Below are 23,589 nucleotides of genomic sequence, written 5' to 3'. Positions count from 1 at the left end.
CCGGGAAACAGCCTGGCACTGCTAGATCCGTTCAAAACGAGCGTCGCGACACGCCATCAAATTGACATCGTTTTAAAGGAAAGTTCCCAACGGGATGCAAAGCCATGATTTGAGATTCGACCGAATTTGAAGTCTGAAAAACGCGTAGGAAAACACCCCTTGTGGCGAGGGGATTCATCCCCGCTGGGCTGCGAAGCGGCCCCATCCCGGCGAGTTCATTTCTCCAGATACGCCGCACGCCACGGATTGCGACGACTGCGTCGCCGAGCGGGGATAAATCCCCTCGCCACAAGGATGGGTTTGCGTCCTACAGGTCGATTGTGGATGCCGACATTGCGGCCTAGAGTGACTGTCGCTGACCGCAGTCAGCGAGGGTTTCGCAGCCCTGTAGAAGTGATACACACCGTCAAATAGCAACTGTGGCAAAATTCGCCACCGTTACGTTTTATGGCGGCTGTGTGTGGGAGACCTTCGGGTCTGCCGGTTTTAGTCTCTTCTCCGGTCTGCGAACCCGCACATAGCTGCCACCCATTTGTTTCGCAGCAGAAAGGTGGCAATTCGTATCTTTTGAAGAGCTGATCCTATGACAACGAACAATCCGCCTCGCCGCTTCACCCCCATGTCCCAATTCGCCACCGACTACCCCGTCCTCCTCATCGACACCGAAGCCCCAATACGCGAACTCCACAACTGCGTCAGCGAACGCCTCAACGCCGTCCTCAAATACCTCAACCTCATGGCCTGCACCAGCCTGCCGGACTACGCCGAAAACGACATCAACACCGTCACCAACATCGCCCGGATCATGGTCCAGGATGTGCGTGATGTATTTCGGGTGATTGAACAGCGTGGGTTTGAGACTGCAACGTAGAAGAAACAAATTCGTAAAATGGCTGTCATTTCACCCTATATTTTTTAGATAGCCCCATCTATCTGCGATTGGGAATGGAAATAGCGATAGCGATTTGATAGCGTTATGATAAGCCATACAACCTTAAGGAGAGATGAGATGAAAGCAGGGAATATCAACGGATACGATATAAAACACGAAGTATGGTGCGACAGGTGTGCAGCACGTGGAGCTGCAAGGGGGATTTTATTGTTACGGAACACGCTCCTCCACAGCATTGCCAAAACCAAAACTGCAGCGATCCTGGTGCAGAGTTACAGCAAAGCAAAAAGAAATAATTAAAACTTAAAAACGGCTAGGCCTATTTAATGAAACAGGCCTAGCCGCCTCTCTACTTTCACTGACAAGAAGCCAAGTCTCCATAACGGGAAAGTTCGTACTTGGAGAAAGTATTTTCAAAAATTGGCTGGAGTGTTCGCACTAATAATCTCCGCCTCATCCGCCCCAATATTCCGAAACCGATGCGGCAGCGTCGTCGGGAAGTAATACCCATCCCCGGCATTCAGCACACTAATCTGCCCATCAACCGTCAACTCCACCGTGCCCCGAGTCACGAGCCCGCACTCTTCCCCTTCCGAGTGAACAATTGGCTCTTCACCAGAACTAGCCCCTGGCGCGTACTGCTCGCGCAACAAGCGCATCTGCCGGCTCGGCACCGAAGCGCCAATCAGCAGCAACCGCAGCCCGTGACGCCCGAGGTCCGGCTGTTCGTTAGCCCGAAACACGTATTGATGCTCACGCGGTGGTTGGTCGAAGGTGAAGAAGTCCGCCAAAGACATCGGGATGCCTTCAAGCAGTTTTTTGAGGGAACTGACGGAGGGACTGACGCGATTCTGTTCGATCAGGGAGATGGTGGCATTGGTGACGCCGCTACGCCGGGCCAGCTCGCGCTGGGACATTTTGTAGCTTTCGCGTACTAATTTGAGTCGTGAGCCCGTGTCCATGACAGCCTTATGTGTGAAGTACTTAAGGGGTTATGGGGGTGGATGGCGGGCGACTTTTGGCCGCGAGGAACACCGCTTCCCTGTCCCGGAAAAGTGAAAGGCGGGTATTAAATCACGTTTGTTCGTGTTGCTCAGCAGGTTCGATGGGTGGTGGGTGAAAAAGGCTGGTGGGCCTGATGTTGATCGGTTTTGGTGCGTGAGTTTTGGGGTTGGTTTGCTTGGGATTGCGGTGTTTCAGGGGGTATTGAAGGTGGCTGATACGGCCTCTTCGCGAGCAAGCCCGCTCCCACAGTTTTGATCTCGGCTGGGCACAGATTTTGTGCTTGGCTTGGATCCCCTGTGGGATTGCGGCAGGCTTAGATGCCGAAGCGATCGCGCAGTGCGTAGTACGCGGCGCCCATGGCGGTGAGCGGGGCCTGGAAGGTGCGGCCGCCGAGCATCGGCATGTGAGGCAGCGAGGCGAAGGCGTCGAAGCGTTCGGCGTCGCCGCGGATCATTTCCGAGATTAGTTTGCCGGCCAGGTGCGAGCAGGTGACGCCGTGGCCGCTGTAGCCTTGCATGTAGTAGGCGTTTTTCTCGATGCGGCCGAATTGCGGCATACGCGACATGGTCAGCAGGAAGTTGCCGGTCCAGCGGTAGTCGATCTTCACGTCCTTGAGTTGCGGGAAGGTCTTGAGGATTTTCGGCTTGATCAGTTGCTCGATGTCATCCGGTTCGCGGGCGCCGTAGACCACGCCGCCGCCATACAGCAAGCGGTTGTCGGCGGTGAGGCGGTAGTAGTCGAGCAGGTAGTTGCAGTCTTCGACGCAGTAGTTGTTTTTGATCAGGCTGCGCGCAACCTTCTCGGACAACGGTTCGGTGACGACGATTTGCGAGCCGCACGGCATGCTTTTGCGGGTCACGCGGTTGTCGAGGTCTTGCGGCAAATAGGCGTTGCCGGCGATCAGCAGGTACTTGGCCCGGACTACGCCTTTGTCGGTGCGCACGGTGATTGGTTCGCCGTAGGTGATTTCCACCGCCGCCGACTGTTCGTAGATCTTGCCGCCCAGGCCAATGATCGCTGAGGCTTCGCCGAGCGCCAGGTTCAGCGGGTGGATGTGGCCGCCCTGCATGTCGAGCAGGCCGCCGACGTAGTTGTCGCAACCGACTTCACGCTGGATGTCCGCCGCGTCGAGCATTTTCAGGTTTTTGTTGCCGTAGCGTTCCCAGCTGCTTTTCTGCTCGGCCAGGCCTTTGAGTTGCTTTTTGTTCAGCGCAGCGAAGATGCCGCCGGGCTTGTAGTCGCACTGGATGTCGTAGTGCTGAATGCGCTGACGGATGATATCGGCGCCTTCGAAGATCATGCTGCCGAGGACTTCGGCAGTCTTGTCGCCGTAGCGTTCTTCGATCACGTCGACGTCGCGGCTGTAGGAGTTGACCAGTTGGCCGCCGTTGCGACCGCTGGCGCCGAAACCGACTTTGGCGGCTTCGAGCACGGTGACGCTGTAGCCGGCTTCGGCCAGGAACAGTGCCGAGGACAAACCGGTGTAGCCGGCACCGATGATGCAGACGTCGCACTCAACCAGTTCTTCAAGCACCGGGAAGTCGCTGAATTAGTTACGGGTCGCGGCGTAGTAGCTGTTTACGTGTTGCTGTTTCATTTTATTGTTCTCCGAAGGTCGCTCATCAAAAGCGACCACCGCTGTAGAAAATCAGAGCTTGATCCAGGTCGCTTTCAACTCGGTGTACTTGTCGAACGCGTGCAGCGATTTGTCGCGACCGTTGCCCGACTGTTTGAAGCCACCGAACGGCGCAGTCATGTCGCCGCCGTCGTACTGGTTGACCCAGACGCTGCCGGCGCGCAAGCCGCGAGCGAAGGTGTGGGCCTTGCTCAGGTTGCTGGTCCACACGCCCGCCGCCAGACCGAAGATGCTGTCGTTGGCAATCGCCAGCGCTTCTTCCTCGGTGTCGAAGGTGATCAGCGACAGCACCGGGCCGAAAATCTCTTCCCGGGCGATGGTCATGGCGTTGGTCACGCCGTCGAAAATTGCCGGTTCCACGTACAGGCCACCGGTGGCTTCGAGGGTACGGCTGCCGCCCGCGATCAGTTGCGCGCCCTGGTCTTTGCCGATCTGGATGTAGCGCAACACGTTGTCCAGTTGGCGCTGATCAACGACTGCGCCGACGGTGGTTTCCGGATCGAGGGCGTGCCCCGGTTTCCAGGCTTGCAGTGCTTCCACCAGCAGCGGAATGAACTGCTCGCGAATCGAGCGCTCCACCAGCAAACGAGAACCGGCGGTGCAGACTTCGCCCTGGTTGAAGGCTATCGCCCCGGCGGCTGCTTGTGCTGCCGCGCGCAAATCCGGCGCGTCGGCAAACACCACGTTTGGACTCTTCCCCCCAGCTTCGAGCCAAACGCGTTTCATGTTGCTCTGCCCGGCGTAAATCAGCAGTTGCTTGGCAATCGCGGTCGAGCCGGTGAAGGCCAGCACGTCGACGTCCATGTGCAACGCCAGCGCCTTGCCGACGGTGTGACCGTAGCCCGGCAAGACGTTGAACACGCCTTTCGGGATGCCCGCATCCAGCGCCAATTGCGCGATACGAATCGCGGTCAGTGGCGATTTTTCCGAAGGCTTGAGGATGAACGAGTTACCCGCCGCCAGGGCCGGGGCAAACTTCCAACTGGCCATGATCAACGGGAAGTTCCACGGCACGATGGCCGCGACAACGCCTGTTGGTTCGCGAGTGATCAGGCCGAGTTGGTCGTGCGGCGTGGCCGCGACTTCGTCGTAGATCTTGTCGATGGCTTCGGCGCTCCAGCGGATCGCGTTGGCGGTCGCTGGAATGTCGATGCTCATGGCGTCGCTGATCGGCTTGCCCATGTCGAGGGTTTCGAGCAGCGCCAGTTCTTCCTGGTTCGCCAGGATCAGGTCGGCGAAACGGATCAGGATGCGCTTGCGCTCTGCTGGCGCCAAACGCGCCCAGATGCCGGACTCGAAGGTCTGCCGTGCAACCGCTACGGCTGCGTTGGCGTCGGCTTCATCGGTGCTGGCAACGTTCGCCAGAAAGCGGCCGTCTACCGGGCTGATGCATTCGAAGGTGTCACCGCTCAGTGCTGCGCGGTACTGACCGTCGATGAAGGCGCGGCCTTCTATTGTTAAGGACTGAAAGCGTTGCTCCCAGTCGCTGCGAGTGTTTGTCATTGTTGTGACTCGACAAGGGGGAATTGGGGGTGTCGGATTGTTGCGTCTGGCTTGAGATGGCTGCCCTCACCCTAGCCCTCTCCCAGGGGTAGAGGGGACCGACCGGGGGATGCTTAAAATCTCCGCCGACCTGAAAGCTCCTTGCCGAATCCATAATCGACTGAATCGTTCAGGTCGCTGAATATCTCAAGACAACTCGGTCAGTCCCCTCTCCCTCCGGGCGGTCCGACGTTTCGGGAGGGTTAGGGTGAGGGGCTCTTCGGCTTTTGAGGGCCTTAACCCATCAGACGGTGTGCAAATACCAGTTGTACTCAAGGTCGGAGATGGAGTTCTCGAACTCGGCCAGCTCGCTTTCCTTGCACGCCACGAACACGTCGATGTACAGCGGGTCGATGTATTTGGCCATGACTTCGCTGTCGTCCAGCTCGCGCAATGCATCGCGCAGGTTGTTCGGCAGGCTCTGCTCGTTCTGCTCGTAGCTGTTGCCTTCGACCGGTGGGCCGGGCTCGATTTTGTTGGTCAGGCCGTGGTGAATACCGGCCAGGACCGAGGCCATCAACAGGTACGGGTTGGCATCGGCGCCGGCAACACGGTGCTCGATGCGCACCGAGTCCGCGGAACCTGTCGGCACACGTACCGCAACGGTACGGTTGTCGATGCCCCAGCTTGGCGAGTTCGGTACATAGAACTGCGCGCCGAAGCGGCGGTACGAGTTGACGTTCGGGCACAGGAACGCCATCTGCGCCGGTAGGGTCTCGAGCACACCGCCGATCGCGTGACGCAGTGCGGCGTTCTGCTCGGGATCCTCGCTGGCAAAGATGTTGTTGCCTTCTTTGTCGAGAATCGAAATGTGCACGTGCAGACCATTGCCCGCCTGGCCCGGATACGGCTTGGCCATGAAGGTGGTGTCCATCTCGTGGTCGTAGGCGATGTTCTTCACCAGACGCTTGAGCAACACCGCGTAGTCGCAGGCCTTGATCGGATCAGAGACGTGATGCAGGTTCACTTCGAACTGCGCCGGGGCGCTTTCCTTGACGATGGCGTCAGCAGGAATGCCCTGCTCTTTCGCGCCTTCGAGGATGTCTTGCAGGCAATCGACGTATTCGTCGAGGTCGTCGATCAGGTACACCTGAGTCGACATCGGACGCTTGCCGGAGACTGGCGAGCGTGGCGATTGCGGACGACCGTTCACGTTGTCCTGGTCGATCAGGTAGAACTCGAGTTCAAAGGCTGCGCAAATCGTCAGGCCCATGTCATCGAACTTGCTCACGACCTGACGCAGTACTTCGCGAGGGTCCGCGAAGAACGGCTGGCCTTCGAGTTCGTGCATGGTCATTAACAGTTGCGCGGTTGGGCGCTTCTGCCATGGCTCGATGCTGAGGGTGTTTGGGATGGGGAAGCAGATTCGGTCTGAGTCGCCGATGTCCAGACCCAGGCCGGTGCTTTCCACCGTAGAACCATTGATGTCCAGAGCAAACAGCGACGCCGGGAGGTTAATGCCTTTTTCGTAAACCTTATGAAGACTGGTGCGTTCGATGCGCTTGCCGCGCACCACACCGTTCATATCCGCAATCAGAAGGTCGACGTACAAAACCTCAGGATATTTCTTAAGGAATGCGTTTGCTTCGTTGAGTTGAACGGCACGCAGAGGGACCGACATGATGCACCTATTAGCTGTTAATTATTATGTTCACTTCATGTTCACGAGCCCAGTCAATCCGAAAGACAAAGTGAAGTCAATAGCGAACACTTGGCCTTTCAACCTTTATTTTCGGGCCTTTTATGGGCACGCGAGTGCCAGGGAAGTCCTGCGCACCGTGTAAATCCTGAGGATCGGACGACCGGCGTTTAGAATTTTTTACATGAGAGTTGTTAATTAAAATCAACAAGGCTAAGCTCCGGAAAAGCTCGTTCAAGTGTGAAACTTCGAGGTGATAAAAATGGCATTCAAGCCATTGATCGGCGTTACAGCGTGCGTCAAACAGATTGGCCTGCACCCCTACCACATCAGCGGCGACAAGTACTTGCGTGCTGTCAGCGTCGCGGCTCTGGGGCTGCCCGTCGTCATTCCTTCCTTGGGCGAACTGACCGAAATCGAGGACCTGCTCGCGCAGCTCGACGGTCTGTTGCTGACCGGCTCACCCTCGAATGTGGAACCTTTCCACTATCAAGGCCCCGCCAGCGCACCCGGCACGGATCACGATCCGGCGCGGGACGCCACGACTCTTCCTTTATTGCGCGCAGCGATTGCCGCCGGCGTGCCGGTGCTGGGCATCTGCCGCGGCTTCCAGGAGATGAACGTGGCGTTCGGCGGCAGCCTGCATCAGAAGGTCCACGAATTGCCCGGCATGCTCGATCATCGCGAGGAGGACAGTCCGGAGTTGGCGGTGCAGTACGCGCCGGCTCATGCGGTGACTGTGCAACCGGGCGGCGTATTCGAAGCCATGGGTCTGCCGACGGTGTTCCAGGTGAACTCGATTCACAGCCAGGGCATCGACCGACTCGCTCCCGGCCTGCGCGCCGAAGCGATTGCGCCGGACGGTTTGATCGAGGCGATTTCGGTGGATCACAGCCCGACCTTCGCGGTCGGCGTGCAATGGCACCCGGAATGGCAGGTGCTGAGCAAGCCTCCTTACTTGAGTATTTTCCAGGCGTTTGGTGACGCGTGCCGCAAACGCGCGGCGCTGCGCAACTCGCGCTGACCCAACCCAGAAATACGTAACGATTTACTGCCCCCACGAATGCCGGGTGTGCCTTTGCGCATCCGTCATCCGTGAAAAACAACACACCGCGATAACAACAAGTACTACCAGGCAGCCAGGACGGCGGCGCCGAATAAGCCCTCGGCAGTGCAAGGTCAGTCAGGCATGCGCAATTCCCCTGTAGGAGTGAGCCTGCTCGCGATAGCAATAGACCAGTCAACAAAGATGTCGACTGAGACGGCCTCATCGCGAGCAGGCTCACTCCTACAGAGGGATGTGTAACGACTGACATTGCGTTTACAGGCTTGCAATCAACTATTAAGTCAGGCCGCGTTGGCCCGACGACTGAAACCTGTTGGGAGTTTCACATGGCAAATGCCTCCAGCACTTACAGGAAGGCTCTTGAAGGTCACCAGGCACCGAAAAAGGTCTTGGTGAAAATCGATCGCGTGACCAAGAAGTTCGACGAAACCACCGCCGTGGACGATGTGTCCCTGGAAATCTATCAGGGCGAAATCTTCGCCCTGCTCGGTGGTTCCGGCTCTGGTAAATCGACCCTGCTGCGCATGCTCGCCGGTTTCGAGCGCCCGACCGAAGGGCGGATCATGCTCGACGGCGTGGACATCACCGACATGCCGCCCTACGAGCGGCCGATCAACATGATGTTCCAGTCCTACGCGCTGTTCCCGCACATGACCGTGGCGCAGAACATCGCCTTTGGCCTGAAGCAGGATCGTTTGTCCGCCAGCGAAATCGACGCCCGCGTTGAAGAGATGCTGCGTCTGGTGCACATGACCCAATACGCCAAACGCAAACCCCATCAGTTGTCCGGCGGTCAGCGTCAGCGCGTCGCCCTCGCCCGCTCCCTGGCCAAACGTCCGAAGCTGCTGTTGCTCGACGAACCAATGGGCGCGCTGGATAAAAAACTGCGTTCGCAGATGCAACTGGAACTGGTGCAAATCATCGAACGGGTCGGCGTGACCTGCGTGATGGTGACCCACGACCAGGAAGAAGCCATGACCATGGCTGAACGCATCGCGATCATGCACCTGGGCTGGATCGCCCAGATCGGCAGCCCGGTCGACATCTATGAAGCGCCGGTCAGCCGCATGGTCTGCGAATTCATCGGCAACGTGAACGCCTTCGACGGCACCGTTGTGGAAGACCTCGAAGGTCACGCGATCATCCACAGCCCGGACCTGGAACAGAAGATTTACGTCGGTCACGGCGTCAGCACTTCGGTGCAGGACAAGTCAGTCACCTACGCCATCCGCCCGGAAAAAATGCTGGTCAGCACCCTCAAGCCCGAGCAGCGCTACAACTGGTCCAAGGGCAAAGTGCATGACATCGCCTACCTCGGCGGCCACTCGGTGTTCTACGTCGAATTACCTGGCGGCAAGATCGTCCAGTCGTTCATGGCCAACGCCGAACGCCGGGGCGCACGTCCGACCTGGGACGACCAGGTTTACGTGTGGTGGGAAGACGACAGCGGCGTGGTACTGCGTTCATGAAAACCTTCAATCAGCAGTTCCTGAGATTGGTCCCCAGCGGGCGCAAAATGGTGATCGGCATTCCGTTCATCTGGCTGTTCCTGTTTTTCATGCTGCCGTTCTTCCTGGTCATGAAGATCAGCTTCTCGGAAGCGGCGCTGGCGATTCCGCCGTACACCGAGATCTACAATTTCGTCGACCAGAAGCTGCAAGTGCTGCTGAACCTCGGCAACTACGCGCTGCTGACTCAGGATGAGTTGTACATCTCGGCGTACCTCGGTTCGTTGAAGGTCGCGTTTTTCAGTACGGTGATGTGCCTGGTGATCGGTTTCCCGATGGCCTACGCGATTACCAAGGCGAGCAAGGAAGCGCAAAACGTCCTGATGTTGCTGATCATGATGCCGACCTGGACCGCGATCCTGATCCGCGTTTATGCGTGGATGGGCATCCTCAGCAACAACGGTTTGCTCAACGCATTCCTGATGTGGACCGGGTTGATTTCGTCACCCATCGAGATCCTCAACACCAACACCGCCGTGTACATCGGGGTGGTTTACGCCTACCTGCCGTTCATGGTCTTGCCGCTGTACGCCAACCTGGTGAAGCACGATCAAAGCCTGTTGGAAGCCGCGTCGGACCTCGGTTCGAGCAACTTCAACAACTTCTGGAAAATCACCGTGCCGCTGGCCAAGAACGGGATTATCGCCGGCTGCATGCTGGTGTTCATTCCAGTGGTCGGTGAGTTCGTGATTCCGGAACTGCTGGGCGGCCCGGAGACCCTGATGATCGGTCGCGTGCTGTGGCAAGAGTTCTTCAACAACCGCGACTGGCCGGTGGCGTCTGCCCTGGCGGTGGTGATGCTGTTGATCCTGATTGTGCCGATTCTGCTGTTTAACCGCAGCCAGGCCAAAGAGATGGAGGCACGGGGATGAAACGCTTCGGATTTTCAAAGTTCATGCTGATTTTCGGCTTGTCGTTTATCTACCTGCCGATGCTGATTCTGGTGATCTACTCGTTCAACGCCTCGAAACTGGTGACAGTGTGGGGCGGCTGGTCGGTGAAGTGGTACGTCGGCTTGCTCGACAACACCCAACTGATGGGCTCGGTAATGCGCTCGCTGGAAATCGCCTGCTACACCGCGATTGCGGCGGTGGCACTGGGTACGCTGGCGGCATTCGTGCTGACCCGCGTTACACGCTTCAAGGGTCGCACGCTGTTTGGTGGCTTGGTGACGGCGCCGTTGGTGATGCCGGAGGTAATCACCGGTCTGTCGCTGTTGCTGCTGTTCGTGGCGATGGCGCAACTGATCGGCTGGCCGCAGGAACGTGGCATTGTCACCATCTGGATCGCCCACACCACGTTTTGTGCCGCCTATGTGGCGGTGGTAGTCTCCGCCCGCCTGCGTGAGCTGGACCTGTCGATTGAAGAAGCGGCAATGGATCTCGGTGCGAAGCCGTTCAAGGTGTTTTTCCTGATCACCATTCCGATGATCGCGCCGTCGCTGGCGGCGGGCGGGATGATGTCGTTCGCCTTGTCGCTGGATGACCTGGTGTTGGCGAGCTTCGTGTCTGGTCCGGGGTCTACGACTTTGCCGATGGAAGTGTTCTCGGCGGTGCGTCTGGGTGTGAAACCGGAGATCAACGCTGTGGCCAGTCTGATTTTGCTGGCGGTGTCGATTGTCACGTTTATGGTCTGGTGCTTCAGCCGCCGCGCCGAAGCCACCCGCAAACGTGCGATCCAGGAAGCGATGGACCAGACGGCAAACGAGTCGTGGCAACAGCCGGCAACGGCGACTGCCTAAGCAACACCGATGAACAACTGTGGTGAGGGGGCTTGCCCCCGTTCGGCTGCGCAGCAGTCGTCAAACCTGTGGACACGGTCTGTCCGGGAAGCATAGGGGGCTGCTTCGCAACCCAACGGGGGCAAGCCCCCTCGCCACAAGCCTATGTGTACAGCTGGTTTGTGCTTTTGATTAAAGTTTTTGAATAAAAAGAATGGAGTTGTACCGATGAAAATGTTTGGCAGGACTCTGCTGACACTGTCCTTACTGGGCGCCATGGCTACGGTTGCCCAGGCCGACGACAAGGTTCTGCGTGTTTACAACTGGTCGGATTACATCGCCCCGGACACCGTCAAGAAGTTCGAAGACGAGACCGGCATCCGCGTGACCTACGATGTATTCGACAGCAATGAAACCCTTGAGGCCCGCTTGCTGGCCGGTAAATCCGGCTACGACATCGTGGTGCCGTCCAACAGTTTCCTGGCCAAGCAGATCAAGGCTGGCGTCTACCAGACGCTGGACAAATCGAAGCTGCCGAACTGGAAAAACCTCAACCCGGTGCTGCTGAAAAACGCATCGGCCAGCGACCCGGATAACGGTCACGCCTTCCCGTACATGTGGGGCTCGATCGGCATCGGTTTCAACCCGGCCAAGGTCAAGGAAGTACTCGGGGCCAACGCGCCGACCAACTCCTGGGACCTGCTGTTCAAACCGGAAAACGCCGCCAAGCTAAAAGCCTGCGGCATCAGTTTCCTGGATTCGCCAACCGAAATGCTCCCGGCCGCCCTGCACTATCTGGGCTACCCGGTGAATTCACAGGACAAGGGCCAGATTGCTGAAGCTGAAGCGCTGTTCATGAAGATTCGACCGTCGGTGGCGTACTTCCATTCTTCGAAGTACATCTCTGACCTGGCCAACGGCAACATTTGCGTGGCGGTCGGTTATTCCGGTGACGTGCTGCAGGCCAAGGCTCGCGCCAAAGAGGCCGGCGACATGGTGAAGATCGACTACAGCATCCCGAAAGAAGGCGCTGGCAGCTTCTACGACATGGTCGCCATCCCACGGGACGCGGCGAACGTCGAGAACGCTTACCTGTTCATGAACTTCCTGATGCGCCCGGACATCATCGCCGAGATCACCAACAACATCGGCTACAGCAACGCCAACGCGGCGGCGACGCCGTTGGTGGATGAAGCGATTCGTGACGACCCAGGCTCGTACCCGCCGCAAGAAGTGATGGCGACGTTGTATGCCATCCCGGACATGCCAATCGGCATTCAGCGGGTCATGACCCGGGGCTGGACGCGGGTGAAACTCGGTAAATAACCCGATGATCGTTCCCACGTACCGCGTGGGAACGATCAATCAACTACCCCCTGTAGGAGCTGCCGCAGGATCTTTTGACTTTGATTTAGAAGCAAGATCAACAGATCGCAGCCTTCGGCAGCTCCTACAGGGGATGTGCAAGACATGACAGATTTCCCGTTCACGCAGCGCCTTACCACCGCTGCTTTTCCTTCGAACGGCCTCACCTGGCTTCCTCGGTCAAGGTGAATTTCAGGCGCCCTCGGGCGCTTTTTTTTGTGGGCTCAAGCCAGCGGCCAATCCTGCAAAACCCGGTAGCGGCCCTTGTGCGATTCGAACAGGGCAAACCGTTCAGCGCGCAGGAAAAACTCTGCGGGTGTAGCGGATTCCGGCTCCGGGGCTCGGTAGTCCCGAGCCAATGTCAGATGCGGGCGAAACTCACGTGCCGACTCTTCAAAGCCGAACGGCAACATCGCTTGCTCCAGCGCATAAACCAGCCGCAGCAACGCTTGTGGTGCCTGCTCCGGTGCCAACGACAGCACCCCGGAGCGATGCCAGACCTGCAAACGATCCAGCGAAATCCGTAAGGCCTGACCCGGTGTACGCACTTGGCCGGCGGCCTCGCAGACCTCATTGATTTGCGCCAACGGCACCGCACCGAGAAACAGCAGTGTCAGATGAAAATTGTCCGCCGGCACTGGTTTACCGGTTCGCAAGCCCAGATCAGCACGCCACTGAGCAATTGCCTTGCGTTGCGCCGGAGGGCAATCCAACGCAAAAAACAGCCGTTTGCACGGTTCATCCCTGCGCGCTTCATCGATCATGGCCCTGCTCCTTCGCTCATCGTCGTCGGCCCCGATTCTACACAGCCTGATCTGACGACTCGTGGCAGGAAGCTATAGTTCAAGGATTGCCATCAACCGGAGGCTGCCATGCGCGAGATCCTCAGCAAAGAGCCGTGGTGGGCCAGACCGCCGAACCCCGGGCAGAATGAAGCCGAGTTGGAGTGGGGCTGGCTGGTGCATTACAGCGAGGGTGAGCCGCGCTTCGAATTCGTCCGCGAACGCCCGACGGACAAAGAAATCCGCAACCGCAAGAGCTGCCGGGTTACCCCCTCCTCCGAGTGACAACATTCCCTGTAGGAGCTGCGGCACGCTGCGATCTTTTGATGTTGATTGTAAAAAAGATCAAAAGATCGCAGCGTGCCGCAGCTCCTACAGGGATGTGTGCGTGGTTCAGGATTCAAGGATGTTCTTGAAACCGCCAAAGACCATGCGCTGACCATCGAACGGCATCGGATTGACGTCCTGCTGCATGCGCGGATCGACCATGACTTTCTGCATCCCGGCATCGCGGGTGGCCTTGTCGGGCCAGACGATCCAGGAAAAAATCACGGTTTCGTCTTCCTTGAGTTTCACTGCCATCGGAAACGACGTCACTTTGCCGTCCGGCACGTCATCGCCCCAGCACTGAACGACATCCGTTGCACCGTATTCCTTGAACAGTTTCGCGGCGATCTCACAGTGTTTTTTGTACTGCTCACGATTGGCGGTCGGAACCGGTGCAACAAAAATATCGATGTAAGCCATGATTATTCTCCTTGTACGGTGGGTTCGATCTGCTGAGTAGTCGAATCCGGCGGGCGCCATTCGACATTCTCCACGCCCCGTCCGACCGACGGTTCTGCGCCCCCGCCAAGGCTGCTTTCTACTTTCCCGGCCATGTGCAGCGTGCCAGCCATGACCCCGGTGGTCGGGCTCTGCACCAGTTTCAGCCAGGCTTTGTCGAAGGTATTGCCCAGGCTGCTGCGAATCAGCGCCTCGCTGTCGGGGCGGTCATTGGCCTGGAGGATCGCGCGGATGCCCACCACGCCCACCGAGATCAAGCCCCCGGCCAGTTTGCCGGCGGCTGCAGCCACCGCACTGGCCGCGCCACGAGGGGCCATCTCGGCCTCCATTCGTTGGCTGACGCGCTTGGCTACCGGCGCCATGCCGGCATCTGGCGAGGCGATACTTTTGTCACCGCCGGCCTTGTGGATCGTGTCGATCAACGCCGCGTAAGCCGGCAACGCGTTCAGCGGCTCGGTACTGACGACTTGATACAGCGAGGCATCCCGGGCCGGAGGCGGTCCGAGGGCGATGGCGGGGACTTTCTGAATCCGGCCGTTGAGCTGCGCGATGGGTATGCCATGGCGCTGGGCGATGACTTGCATTTGCTGGCTAAGGGTCTGCACATAAAACACTGTGGCTTGGGCGAGGATAGCGTCGGGATCAATTTCCACCGCCACCGGCGCCAGCACCCGCTTCTGATACTGCTCCAGCAAATAGGCAGCCAAGCGCTTGGTCGAGGCATCCTGCTCGCCGCCTGCACTCAAGGTGTACACACTGACTTTCATCGACAGCCATTCCTGGGTCCAGTAACTGCTGAACCACGGGATGAACTTCTCCTCGGTCTGTTCGTAAACCCGGGTGCGCCAGTGCTCCATTGAGCCACGCGCGAACTGTCGGGCCTGTTCGGTGGCCTGTTGCGAGGCGCTGACAATCTCCCGGTCCACCTGCTGCCAGGTGGCCGGTGAGATCATCACGGCCCGCATTGGCGCCACCGGGGCTCGCACCGACGTCGCGCAACCGGCCAGCAGAAACAGTGCGGCGATCAGCAGCGCGCGCAGGTTCACGGTGGTTGAGTCCTTTGAATGATTGGCAGGCAGATTTGAGTATAGGTGGGCGAGTCGGGCCGTTGGTCTGGTTGTTTGACGCTGCTCTCAAGGGCCCCATCGCGGGCAAGCCTTGCTCCCACAGGGGCCGCGCCACATCTGTAGGAGCAAGGCTTGCCCGCGATGAGGCCATCAGCAACAACGCAAAACCCGAATCATCAATGCTGTCGATATACACCATCGCGACGATTGCCTTCCGCACGCCGCCCTCCAAAGGCACGATTGCCCCATCCGAAACGCAACGAGGAGTTCACAGCATGATTCACACCCACGTCACCCTCTCCGTGAGTTTCCCGGTGTTCGGCAACAATTTTTACGACCAGCACGCGGTGTCGCACAAAACCCAGGCACTGGTGTTCAACGAAGATTTCGAAGATTTGCTGATGCCCGCCGCCAGCAATCATTTCAACAATGAAGTGGTCGGCATCAACGATCAGTTCCGCTTTCTGAGCGACATACTCGCCACCCATTTGCTGGACATCGAGGCCTCAGTGCCTGCGCGATCCAGCGTCCGGGCGAGCGCTCATTTTTAACAACAACGGGCGTCCCATTGCGGGGCGCCCTCTTCGGTTCAATCAATCATCATCGCGATCACGGTAACGACGGCCGTCGCGGCGGTCGTCATCGCGGTCATCCCAACGGCGGTCATGGTCGTAATTGCGTCCGTGGTCGCGATCGTAGTGCCGGCCATGACGGTGGTCATCATCAAAATCCGCCACACAGCCACCGAGCAATACGGCGGCGGTTACGGTCAGCAGCATCGTTGTAGCGCGCTTCATTCAACACTTCCCTAAAACCAAGGTCTTGACGACGGAATCGGTCTGCGCTGCCCTCGCCTTCAGGACGCGGTGCGCGCAGCCGCAGATACGACCGGTCAAACCGGCGTTGATTCAGTGGCCACTACCGACCGTTTGTCGCCGTCTACGCCGCAGCTTGCGGTCTTTCGATTTTGCTTTTTAAAAAGATTGATGAGCTGTGCGCATAACTTTATAGCGAAAATCCGCAAAAACCTTTTCCTTTCTCCAGCAGTCACTCGTAGAACGAGACTGGCAAGCATGCCGGCGTGCCTCAGCGGCCCATTCACAACCCTGCTGCCCTGATGAAGAGAGAACAGGAATCGAACCATGACGATTTCCCGACGCAAATTTTTGATCCTCGGCGCCGTCACCGCGACGGCGTTCGCGATGCCACCGTTCATCAGCCTCAAGGCCTATGCGGCCAATCTGGAGCAACCGGCCATGAGCAAAGTAACCATCAACGTCAACGGTAAACCACGGGCGTTAGAGGTCGACAATCGCACCACCCTGCTCGACGCGCTACGTGAGCACCTCCAACTGACCGGCACCAAAAAGGGTTGCGACCACGGCCAGTGCGGCGCCTGCACGGTGATTGCCGATGGTCGGCGGATCAATTCGTGCCTGACCCTGGCGGTCATGCACCAGGGCTCGAAAATCACCACCATCGAGGGCCTTGGCAGTCCTGAAAAACTTCACCCGATGCAAGCGGCCTTCATCAAACACGATGGTTACCAGTGCGGGTATTGCACGCCGGGGCAAATCTGTTCCGCTGTCGCCGTGCTGGAGGAAATCCGCCAAGGGATTCCCAGTCATGCCAGCCCCAGCCTTACCGAACCACCCCGGCTGATCGCCAGTGAATTGCAGGAACGCATGAGCGGCAATATCTGCCGCTGTGGTGCGTACTCCAACATCATCGAGGCCATCACCGACGTTGCGCAGGCTAGCGCATGAGACCCTTTACCTATTCTCGCGCCCAGTCCCCGACCGAAGCCGCGGCATTGGCGGCGCAGATCAACGGCTCGCAGTTCATTGCCGGCGGCACCAATCTGCTGGACCTGATGAAGCTGAACATCGAGACGCCGACGCACCTGATCGACGTCAATGGCCTTGCTCTTGACCGGATTGAAGCCACGCCTGAGGGTGGTTTGCGAGTCGGAGCACTGGTACGAAACACCGACCTGGCTGCCGACCCGCGGATCAGAAAGGACTATGCGGTGCTCTCCCGCGCCCTGCTCGCCGGCGCTTCCGGCCAGTTGCGCAATGTCGCCACCACCGCCGGCAACCTGCTGCAACGCACCCGTTGCCCGTACTTCTATGACACGAATCAGGCCTGCAACAAGCGCCAGCCCGGCAGTGGTTGTTCGGCCATCGGCGGATTCAGTCGCCCGCTCGGGATCATCGGCGTCAGCGAAGCCTGCATCGCCACCCATCCCAGCGACATGGCGGTAGCAATGCGGCTGCTCGACGCACAGGTCGAGACAGTCCGCCCGGACGGCAGCACCCGAAGCATTCCGATTGCAGACTTGCATCGCCTACCGGGCAATACACCGAACATCGAAACCACCCTCGGCGCGCACGAGTTAATCACCGCCGTCACGCTGCCCGCACCACTCGGCGGCACGCACATTTACCAAAAGGTTCGCGACCGCGCCTCTTACGCCTTCGCCCTGATCTCGGTCGGTTTGATTGTGCAAAAGGACGGCACCGGCCGCGTCGCCGTCGGCGGCATCGCACCAAAACCGTGGCGGGTCGAAGCCGCTGAAGCGCTGCTGCCCGACGGCGCGAAAGCCGTCAGCGAACGTCTGCTCGATGGCGCTACGCCCACCCACGACAACCAATTCAAACTGACCCTGGTCGAGCGCACGCTCGGTTCGGTGTTGGCGCAAGCGAGGAGCAGGCATGAAATTCGATACGCCCGCCACTACCAACCCGATCGACCAATTGAAGGTCATCGGCAAACCCACCGACCGCATCGAAGGCCCGCTGAAGACCAGCGGGCAGGCGCCCTACGCTTACGAACAGCACGAAGCCTTGGCCAATCAGGCTTACGGTTTCATGGTCGGCTCAGCGATTGCCAAAGGCCGCATCAACAACCTTGACGTTGAGCAGGCCAAAGCCGCGCCCGGTGTGCTGGCCATCGTCACGGCGGCCAATGCTGGCAAGCTCGGCAAAGGCAAATACAACGCTGCGCATTTGTTGGCCGGGCCAGACATCCAGCATTACCACCAGGCTGTCGCGCTGGTAGTTGCCGAGACATTCGAACAGGCCCGCGCCGCTGCGCAAATGGTCAAGGTCGATTACATTGCCGCCAAAGGTCAATTCGATCTGGCCAGCGTGCGCGACCAGGGCGTCGAGCCGAAAGAAGAACTGCCCGACGTCAGTCACGGCGACTTCTCCAAGGCTTTCGCCGCCGCGCCAGTGCAGTTTGATCAGACCTACACGACGCCGGATCAGTCCCACGCGATGATGGAGCCGCACGCCACGCTGGCGGCGTGGAAAGGCGATCAACTGACGCTGTGGACGTCGAATCAGATGATCGCCTGGAGCGTCGACGACATCGCCACCACCCTCGGTTTACCCAAGGAAAATGTCCGGCTGATTTCGCCCTACATCGGCGGGGGTTCGGCGGCAAACTGTTTGTGCGCGCGGATGCCATTCTCGCCGCCCTGGGCGCACGCATGGCCGGCAGACCGGTAAAGGTCGCCCTCGCCCGTCCACAAATGGCCAACAACACCACGCATCGCCCCGCCACCATTCAGCGCATCCGTATGGGCGCGACGGCGGACGGCAAACTCACGGCAATCGCGCATGAGGGCTGGTCGGGCAATCTCGCCGATGGCAAAGTCGAGGTCGCCGCGCAGCCCAGCCAATTGCTGTACGCCGCCGCGAATCGGCAGGTCAGCATGCGCCTCGCACCGCTCGACCTGCCGGAAGGCAATTCCATGCGCGCACCCGGCGAGACCCCGGGGTTGATGGTGCTGGAGATCGCCATGGATGAAATGGCCGAGCAGTTGAAACTCGATCCGATTCAGTTCCGTATCCTCAACGACACCCAGGTCGACCCGGTAAAAACCGAGCGGCCGTTTTCCCAACGACGCTTGATTGAATGCCTGCAAACCGGTGCCGACAAGTTCGGCTGGAGCCAGCGCAATGCACAACCGGGTATGCGCCGCGAAGGGCGTTGGTTGATCGGCATGGGCGTGGCAGCGGCCATTCGCAACAACCTGCTGATCAAGTCGGGCGCGCGCGTGCGATTGGAGCGCGATGGCAGGATCACCGTGGAAACCGACATGACCGATATCGGCACCGGCAGCTACACGATCATTGCTCAGACGGCAGCGGAAATGATGGGCGTGCCGCTGGACAACGTGGTCGTGCGCCTGGGCGATTCGAGCTTTCCGGTGTCGTCCGGTTCTGGCGGCCAGTTCGGCGCAAACTGCTCGACGGCGGGCGTCTATGCCGCTTGCGTCAAGCTGCGTGAGGCCGTGGCAACGAAACTGGGCATGACCGGCGGTGAAGTCGAATTCGCCGAGGGTCAGGTGCGCGCCGGCGGCAAGACTCTGCCGCTGCGTGATGCGGCAAAAAATGGCGCCGTCGAGGCCGAGGACAGCATCGAATTCGCCGACCTCGCCAAGCAGTATCAGCAGTCGACTTTCGGTGCGCATTTCGTTGAAGTGGCGGTGGATGCGGCGACCGGTGAAGTCCGCGTGCGACGCATGCTCGCGGTGTGTGCGGCGGGCCGGATTCTCAACCCCAAAGCAGCACGCAGTCAGGTGATTGGCGCAATGACCATGGGCGTCGGCGCGGCGTTGATGGAGGAGTTGGCGGTGGACAAGCAGCTTGGCTTTTTCGTCAACCATGATCTGGCGGGGTACGAGGTCCCGGTGCATGCCGACATCCCGCATCAAGAGGTGATTTTCCTCGATGAGACCGACCCGATTTCCTCGCCGATGAAGGCCAAGGGTGTCGGCGAACTGGGCATTTGCGGCGTCAGTGCGGCGGTGGCCAATGCAATCTACAACGCCACCGGAGCACGGGTGCGGGATTACCCGATCACCCTCGACAAAATCCTCTCTTCATTGCCGGAGATGATCTGAAGCCATGGCGATGTCTTGTGGCGAGGGAACTTGCTCCCTCGCCACAAGGTGTGTCGTGCACTGGTAATACCGTTAATCCGCGTGCGGATACTGCTCATCGCTAACCTGCTCCATCCACTCCACGACGTTACCGTCGAGCACTTCAGCAATTGCAATATGCGTCATCGCCGTCGTCGGCAGTGCGCCATGCCAATGTTTGGCACCCGGCGCAATCCATACGGTATCACCCGGACGGATTTCCCTGACCGGCTGACCCCACTCCTGCACAAAACCAGCCCCGGCAGTCACGATCAACGTCTGCCCCAGCGGATGCGTATGCCACGCCGTCCGCGCACCCGGTTCGAAGGTCACGGTGGCGCCGCTGACTCGCGCCTCATCAGAACCCTTGAATGGCGCGTCGACGCGCACCGTGCCAGTGAACCAATCCGCCGGGCCACGGGCCGAAGGTTGAGAACCATTGGGTATCACGGTCACACGCGGATTTTCATTGGCTTGAACTTCGCCGGCCAGCAGGGAAAGCGTCAGCGCGGAAGCGGTTAGCGGATTCATGACGGTGTCTCCAAATGAACAGTGCGTTCACTTTACCGGTCGGTACTCTGCGAATAATCGACTAGAATTCGAAAAAACTTATGCAGGACACTCATCAATGCTTCGCGAAAACGCCACCGACCTGCTCGCCTTTCTTGCCGTGGCACGCGAGCGCAGCTTTACCAAAGCCGCCGCCAAGCTCGGCGTTTCGCAATCGGCGCTCAGTCACACCATTCGCGCCCTCGAAGCCCGCTTGGGGCTGCGCCTGCTGACCCGTACCACCCGCAGCGTCTCGCCCACCGAGGCCGGCGAACACCTGATGCAGACCATCGGCCCGCGTTTCGAAGAGATCGAACTGGAACTGGCGGCCCTGAGCACTCTGCGCGAAACACCGGCGGGCAAAATCCGCATCAATGCTACTGACCATTCACTGGATTGGCTGTTGCGCCCGGTACTTAAGGCGTTTTTGCCGAAGTACCCGGATATTGCCGTCGAAGTCAGCTGCGACTACGGTTTTGTCGACATCGCTGGTCAGGGTTTCGACGCCGGCATTCGTTTGGGCGAAGACGTTGCGCAGGGCATGATTGCCACTCGCATCGGGCCGGACATGCGCATGGCGGTGGTTGGCTCACCCGGTTATTTCGCCCGCCGCCCCGCCCTGAAAACCCCACGTGAGCTGACCGACCACGCTTGCAACAATCTGCGTCTGCCCACCAATGGCGGGCTCTACAGCTGGGAGTTCGAGAAAGATGGCGAAAGCCTGAAAGTGCGGGTGTCCGGGCAAATCATCCTGAACGGCGTCTACCCGTTGCTCGACGCCGCGCTGGACGGATTCGGCCTGAGCTATATACCGGAGAATATCGTCGCGCCGTATCTGGCCGACGGCCGCCTGGTGCAAGTGCTGGAAGATTGGTGCCCGACCTTCGCCGGTTACCACCTTTACTACCCGAGCCGGCGCCAGGCCGCACCGGCATTCGCGTTGTTGCTGGAGGCGTTACGTTATCGTCCCTGACCCAACAACCATCCCCGCTTTCTGTAGGAGCCGAGCTTGCTCGCGAAGACGCCATTGCAGTCGACACTGTTGCTGGCTGATACGCCGCTTTCGCGAGCAAGCTCGGCTCCTACAGGGCTTGCCGCAGGTGCTGGGCCGCGCGTTCCAGGTCTGGGCGTGACTGACTAACCCACCAACGCAATCAATTGCTGGCGCTGCGCATCCGTCAGCATAGGCCCGAACCCGGCGCCGGCATTGTCAGCCATGTAGCGCGGATTGCTCGTTCCCGGAATGACACACGTCACTGCCGGGTGCGAGAGCAAAAACTTCAGCGCCAATTGCGGCCAACTGTTGACTTGTACATCCGACACCCACGCTGGCAGCGGCTTGCCCTTGAGGCGCGCGAGCAAGCCACCGCCGCCGAACGGCCGGTTGCAGATCACCGCTACGCCGCGCTCACGGCACAACGGCAGGATGCGTTTCTCCACACCACGGTCATCGAGGGCGTAGTTGATTTGCAGAAAGTCGATTTTTTCAGCCTGCAACACCGCTTCCACTTCATCGTAAGCCGAGGGCGTGTAATGGGTGATGCCGATGTAGCGGATGCGCCCCTGCTCTTTCCAATCGCGCAGAGTGGGCAGATGAGTTTGCCAGTCGAGCAGGTTGTGGATCTGCATCAAGTCGATGCGATCGGTGCGCAGCAGGCTGAAGGATTTTTCCATCTGCGCAATGCCCTCCTCGCGCCCGCGCGTCCATACCTTGGTGGCCAGGAAGGCCGGCGAGCGCGGTTCGTGGATCGACAGCAACTCACCGGTGGTCTCTTCGGCGCGGCCATACATCGGCGAACTGTCGATCAGGGTGCCACCCTTCCTGAACAACTCGTCGAGCACCGCTGGCAGTTGTTTATAGGCTGTGTCACCGGGCGCGACATCGAAGCCGCGGTAGGTGCCCAGCCCTATCAGGGGCAGCAACTCGGAGCTGGAAGGGATGGCGCGGGTCTGCATGGTCTGGCCTCCTGAGGCGCTCGGCAACGTGGCAGTGGCCAGCGCCCGGTCAAACGTGAAAACTACCGAAACGCCGGCAGCCAGCGTGAGCAGTCGGCGGCGCGAGTACCCTTCAGTGTGGTGCATGCTGGTGACCCCGTTGCGTGGATCTGTTGCATGTTGTGTGCGCAGGCAGTCTGGCCTGACCGCTGGACTACACTGCGACAGCACACCTTCATACCCGTTAAAAGTAGCCGAATGTCCCGAACCCTGATGTCACTCGTCGTATTGATCGTCGCCGTGTACCTGGCGCTGTGTGCGGCGCTGTTCTTTTTCAGCGCTCATTGATCTATTTTCCGCAGCCTGCCGCCGTCGATTCTGCACAGTCTCGGCTGAAGCTATCGATGCCCGACGCAGAGATCTGGGTGTCCACGCGCGAACGCGTCGGGGCGCGGGCGCTGATCTATTTCGGCGGCAATGCCGAAGACGTCTCGCGCAACCCGCCGGAGTTCGCCGCAGCGTTTCCCGATTACGCGTTGTATTTCCTGCATTACCGTGGCTTCGGTGGCAGCGGCGGTTCGCCTTCCGAGGAGTCGATTGCCGAGGATGCGCTGGCGCTGTTTGATCAGGTGTACGCCAGCCATCCGCAGGTTGCCGTCATCGGGCGCAGCCTCGGCTCGGGCGTCGCGGTGCGCCTGGCCAGTCAGCGGCCGGTGGAAAAACTGATTCTGGTGACGCCGTACAACAGCCTCGAAGAAATCGCCGTGAAACAGTATCCGTGGGTGCCGGTGAAATGGTTGCTCAAGGATCGCTACGAGTCGGGCAAATACGCCGCGCATCTTCGCGTGCCAACGTTGCTGCTGGCCGCGAGTGACGACGAGGTGATTGCGCGGGACAGTACGCAACGCTTGCTGGAGAACTTCCCCAAAGGCGTGGCGACGCTGAAGATTGTGCCGAATTCAGGGCATAACTCGATTTCCGAGCGCGGGGAATATTGGCGGTGGATGGAAGACATGTTGAATCGGTGAGGGCTGCAGCGTCTGGCCGGGTGCTTTCGCGAGCAAGCTTCGCACCTACGCGATTGCGTGATCCTGCTAGGAGCAAAGCGTGCTAGCGATGAGGCCAGCCCAGCCAATATCCATTCATTTGCCATTGCCGCTCTGAACC

Annotated in this window: 20 protein-coding genes and 3 pseudogenes; 13 read left to right on the top strand and 10 right to left on the bottom strand. The window is 59.3% G+C overall.

The genetic code is table 11. The annotated features are described in order from the left end of the window. Positions 1-583: 583 nt before the first annotated feature. Positions 584-871, top strand: a complete 288-nt coding sequence (locus tag JFT87_RS15710; RefSeq protein ID WP_201202582.1) for a fructose-bisphosphate aldolase — start codon at positions 584-586, stop codon at positions 869-871. 434 nt (positions 872-1,305) lie between these two features. Here the strand turns inward: JFT87_RS15710 and JFT87_RS15705 are convergent, their stop codons facing one another. The 4 genes from JFT87_RS15705 to JFT87_RS15690 form a co-directional block, all read right to left on the bottom strand. Beyond that, a complete protein-coding gene (locus JFT87_RS15705) occupies positions 1,306-1,854 on the bottom strand; it encodes a cupin domain-containing protein (RefSeq protein WP_201189038.1) in 549 nt (182 codons plus the stop codon). A gap of 356 nt (positions 1,855-2,210) precedes the next feature. Continuing rightward, positions 2,211-3,431 (bottom strand): NAD(P)/FAD-dependent oxidoreductase, encoded by a 1,221-nt coding sequence (locus JFT87_RS15700; protein ID WP_342367176.1) that lies wholly within the window; start codon positions 3,429-3,431, stop codon positions 2,211-2,213. 114 nt (positions 3,432-3,545) lie between these two features. Next, a complete protein-coding gene (locus JFT87_RS15695) occupies positions 3,546-5,036 on the bottom strand; it encodes an aldehyde dehydrogenase (RefSeq protein WP_201202581.1) in 1,491 nt (496 codons plus the stop codon). Positions 5,037-5,319: 283 nt separating this feature from the next. After that, positions 5,320-6,696 (bottom strand): glutamine synthetase family protein, encoded by a 1,377-nt coding sequence (locus tag JFT87_RS15690; protein WP_201189043.1) that lies wholly within the window; start codon positions 6,694-6,696, stop codon positions 5,320-5,322. A gap of 280 nt (positions 6,697-6,976) precedes the next feature. Between JFT87_RS15690 and JFT87_RS15685 the strand changes: the two genes are divergently transcribed. From JFT87_RS15685 to JFT87_RS15665, 5 genes are all read left to right on the top strand, one after another. Then, on the top strand, positions 6,977-7,738 hold the full coding sequence (locus JFT87_RS15685; protein ID WP_201202580.1) for a gamma-glutamyl-gamma-aminobutyrate hydrolase family protein: 762 nt from the start codon (positions 6,977-6,979) through the stop codon (positions 7,736-7,738). 368 nt (positions 7,739-8,106) lie between these two features. Then, positions 8,107-9,249, top strand: coding sequence for a polyamine ABC transporter ATP-binding protein (potA, locus tag JFT87_RS15680; protein ID WP_201202579.1), 1,143 nt, complete (start codon positions 8,107-8,109; stop codon positions 9,247-9,249). Further along, positions 9,246-10,160, top strand: a complete 915-nt coding sequence (locus JFT87_RS15675) for an ABC transporter permease subunit (RefSeq protein ID WP_201202578.1) — start codon at positions 9,246-9,248, stop codon at positions 10,158-10,160. The genes potA and JFT87_RS15675 overlap by 4 nt, the downstream gene beginning before the upstream one ends. After that, positions 10,157-11,029, top strand: a complete 873-nt coding sequence (locus JFT87_RS15670) for an ABC transporter permease subunit (protein ID WP_201202577.1) — start codon at positions 10,157-10,159, stop codon at positions 11,027-11,029. The genes JFT87_RS15675 and JFT87_RS15670 overlap by 4 nt, the downstream gene beginning before the upstream one ends. Before the next feature lie 207 nt (positions 11,030-11,236). Then, a complete protein-coding gene (locus JFT87_RS15665) occupies positions 11,237-12,334 on the top strand; it encodes a polyamine ABC transporter substrate-binding protein (RefSeq protein WP_201202576.1) in 1,098 nt (365 codons plus the stop codon). Between the two features lie 263 nt (positions 12,335-12,597). On the opposite strand, the gene thpR is transcribed toward JFT87_RS15665, so the two are convergent. Further along, on the bottom strand, positions 12,598-13,137 hold the full coding sequence (gene thpR / locus JFT87_RS15660; protein ID WP_201202574.1) for an RNA 2',3'-cyclic phosphodiesterase: 540 nt from the start codon (positions 13,135-13,137) through the stop codon (positions 12,598-12,600). A 108-nt stretch (positions 13,138-13,245) separates the two neighbouring features. Between thpR and JFT87_RS15655 the strand changes: the two genes are divergently transcribed. Next, positions 13,246-13,440 (top strand): hypothetical protein, encoded by a 195-nt coding sequence (locus JFT87_RS15655; RefSeq protein ID WP_201202572.1) that lies wholly within the window; start codon positions 13,246-13,248, stop codon positions 13,438-13,440. A gap of 108 nt (positions 13,441-13,548) precedes the next feature. Here the strand turns inward: JFT87_RS15655 and JFT87_RS15650 are convergent, their stop codons facing one another. Both JFT87_RS15650 and JFT87_RS15645 read right to left on the bottom strand, forming a co-directional pair. After that, the gene (locus JFT87_RS15650; RefSeq protein ID WP_201202570.1) at positions 13,549-13,902 is read right to left on the bottom strand and encodes a DUF1428 domain-containing protein; all 354 of its coding nucleotides are present in this window, start codon (positions 13,900-13,902) and stop codon (positions 13,549-13,551) included. 2 nt (positions 13,903-13,904) lie between these two features. Beyond that, on the bottom strand, positions 13,905-14,987 hold the full coding sequence (locus JFT87_RS15645) for a hypothetical protein (RefSeq protein ID WP_201202568.1): 1,083 nt from the start codon (positions 14,985-14,987) through the stop codon (positions 13,905-13,907). Between the two features lie 296 nt (positions 14,988-15,283). Here JFT87_RS15645 and JFT87_RS15640 point away from each other — a divergent pair, with 296 nt between their 5' ends. Further along, entirely contained in the window at positions 15,284-15,559 is a 276-nt protein-coding gene (locus JFT87_RS15640; RefSeq protein WP_201205213.1) for a hypothetical protein, read from the top strand. A 42-nt stretch (positions 15,560-15,601) separates the two neighbouring features. On the opposite strand, the gene JFT87_RS15635 is transcribed toward JFT87_RS15640, so the two are convergent. After that, positions 15,602-15,805, bottom strand: a complete 204-nt coding sequence (locus JFT87_RS15635) for a hypothetical protein (RefSeq protein WP_201202566.1) — start codon at positions 15,803-15,805, stop codon at positions 15,602-15,604. Between the two features lie 345 nt (positions 15,806-16,150). Here JFT87_RS15635 and paoA point away from each other — a divergent pair, with 345 nt between their 5' ends. The 3 genes and pseudogenes from paoA to paoC all read left to right on the top strand — a co-directional run bounded on the left by paoA (position 16,151) and on the right by paoC (position 19,920). Beyond that, entirely contained in the window at positions 16,151-16,774 is a 624-nt protein-coding gene (gene paoA, locus JFT87_RS15630; RefSeq protein WP_201202564.1) for an aldehyde dehydrogenase iron-sulfur subunit PaoA, read from the top strand. Further along, positions 16,771-17,715: pseudogene (locus JFT87_RS15625) on the top strand (FAD binding domain-containing protein); the annotation flags it as partial. The gene paoA and the pseudogene JFT87_RS15625, both read left to right, overlap by 4 nt. Positions 17,716-17,722: 7 nt before the next feature. Further along, a pseudogene (gene paoC / locus JFT87_RS15620) lies at positions 17,723-19,920 on the top strand (aldehyde oxidoreductase molybdenum-binding subunit PaoC). Positions 19,921-19,992: 72 nt separating this feature from the next. Here paoC and JFT87_RS15615 read toward each other — a convergent pair. Beyond that, positions 19,993-20,469 carry a (R)-mandelonitrile lyase gene (locus JFT87_RS15615; RefSeq protein WP_201202562.1) on the bottom strand — a complete coding sequence of 159 codons (477 nt, stop codon included), beginning with the start codon at positions 20,467-20,469 and terminating at the stop codon, positions 19,993-19,995. A 97-nt stretch (positions 20,470-20,566) separates the two neighbouring features. Here JFT87_RS15615 and JFT87_RS15610 point away from each other — a divergent pair, with 97 nt between their 5' ends. Then, positions 20,567-21,460 (top strand): LysR family transcriptional regulator, encoded by an 894-nt coding sequence (locus JFT87_RS15610; RefSeq protein ID WP_201202560.1) that lies wholly within the window; start codon positions 20,567-20,569, stop codon positions 21,458-21,460. 164 nt (positions 21,461-21,624) lie between these two features. Here JFT87_RS15610 and JFT87_RS15605 read toward each other — a convergent pair whose 3' ends face one another. Then, positions 21,625-22,569, bottom strand: coding sequence for an aldo/keto reductase (locus JFT87_RS15605; protein ID WP_201202558.1), 945 nt, complete (start codon positions 22,567-22,569; stop codon positions 21,625-21,627). 111 nt (positions 22,570-22,680) lie between these two features. On the opposite strand from JFT87_RS15605, the pseudogene JFT87_RS15600 reads away from it, so the two are divergent. Further along, positions 22,681-23,450 (top strand): annotated as a pseudogene (locus JFT87_RS15600) (alpha/beta hydrolase). Positions 23,451-23,589 lie beyond the last annotated feature (139 nt).

Origin of the sequence: Pseudomonas sp. TH15 (genome assembly GCF_016651105.1) — a bacterium.
Taxonomy (GTDB): Bacteria; Pseudomonadota; Gammaproteobacteria; order Pseudomonadales; family Pseudomonadaceae; genus Aquipseudomonas.
The sequence above is the reverse complement of the archived record's forward strand: the minus strand, read 5'-3'. Positions and strand labels throughout refer to the sequence as shown.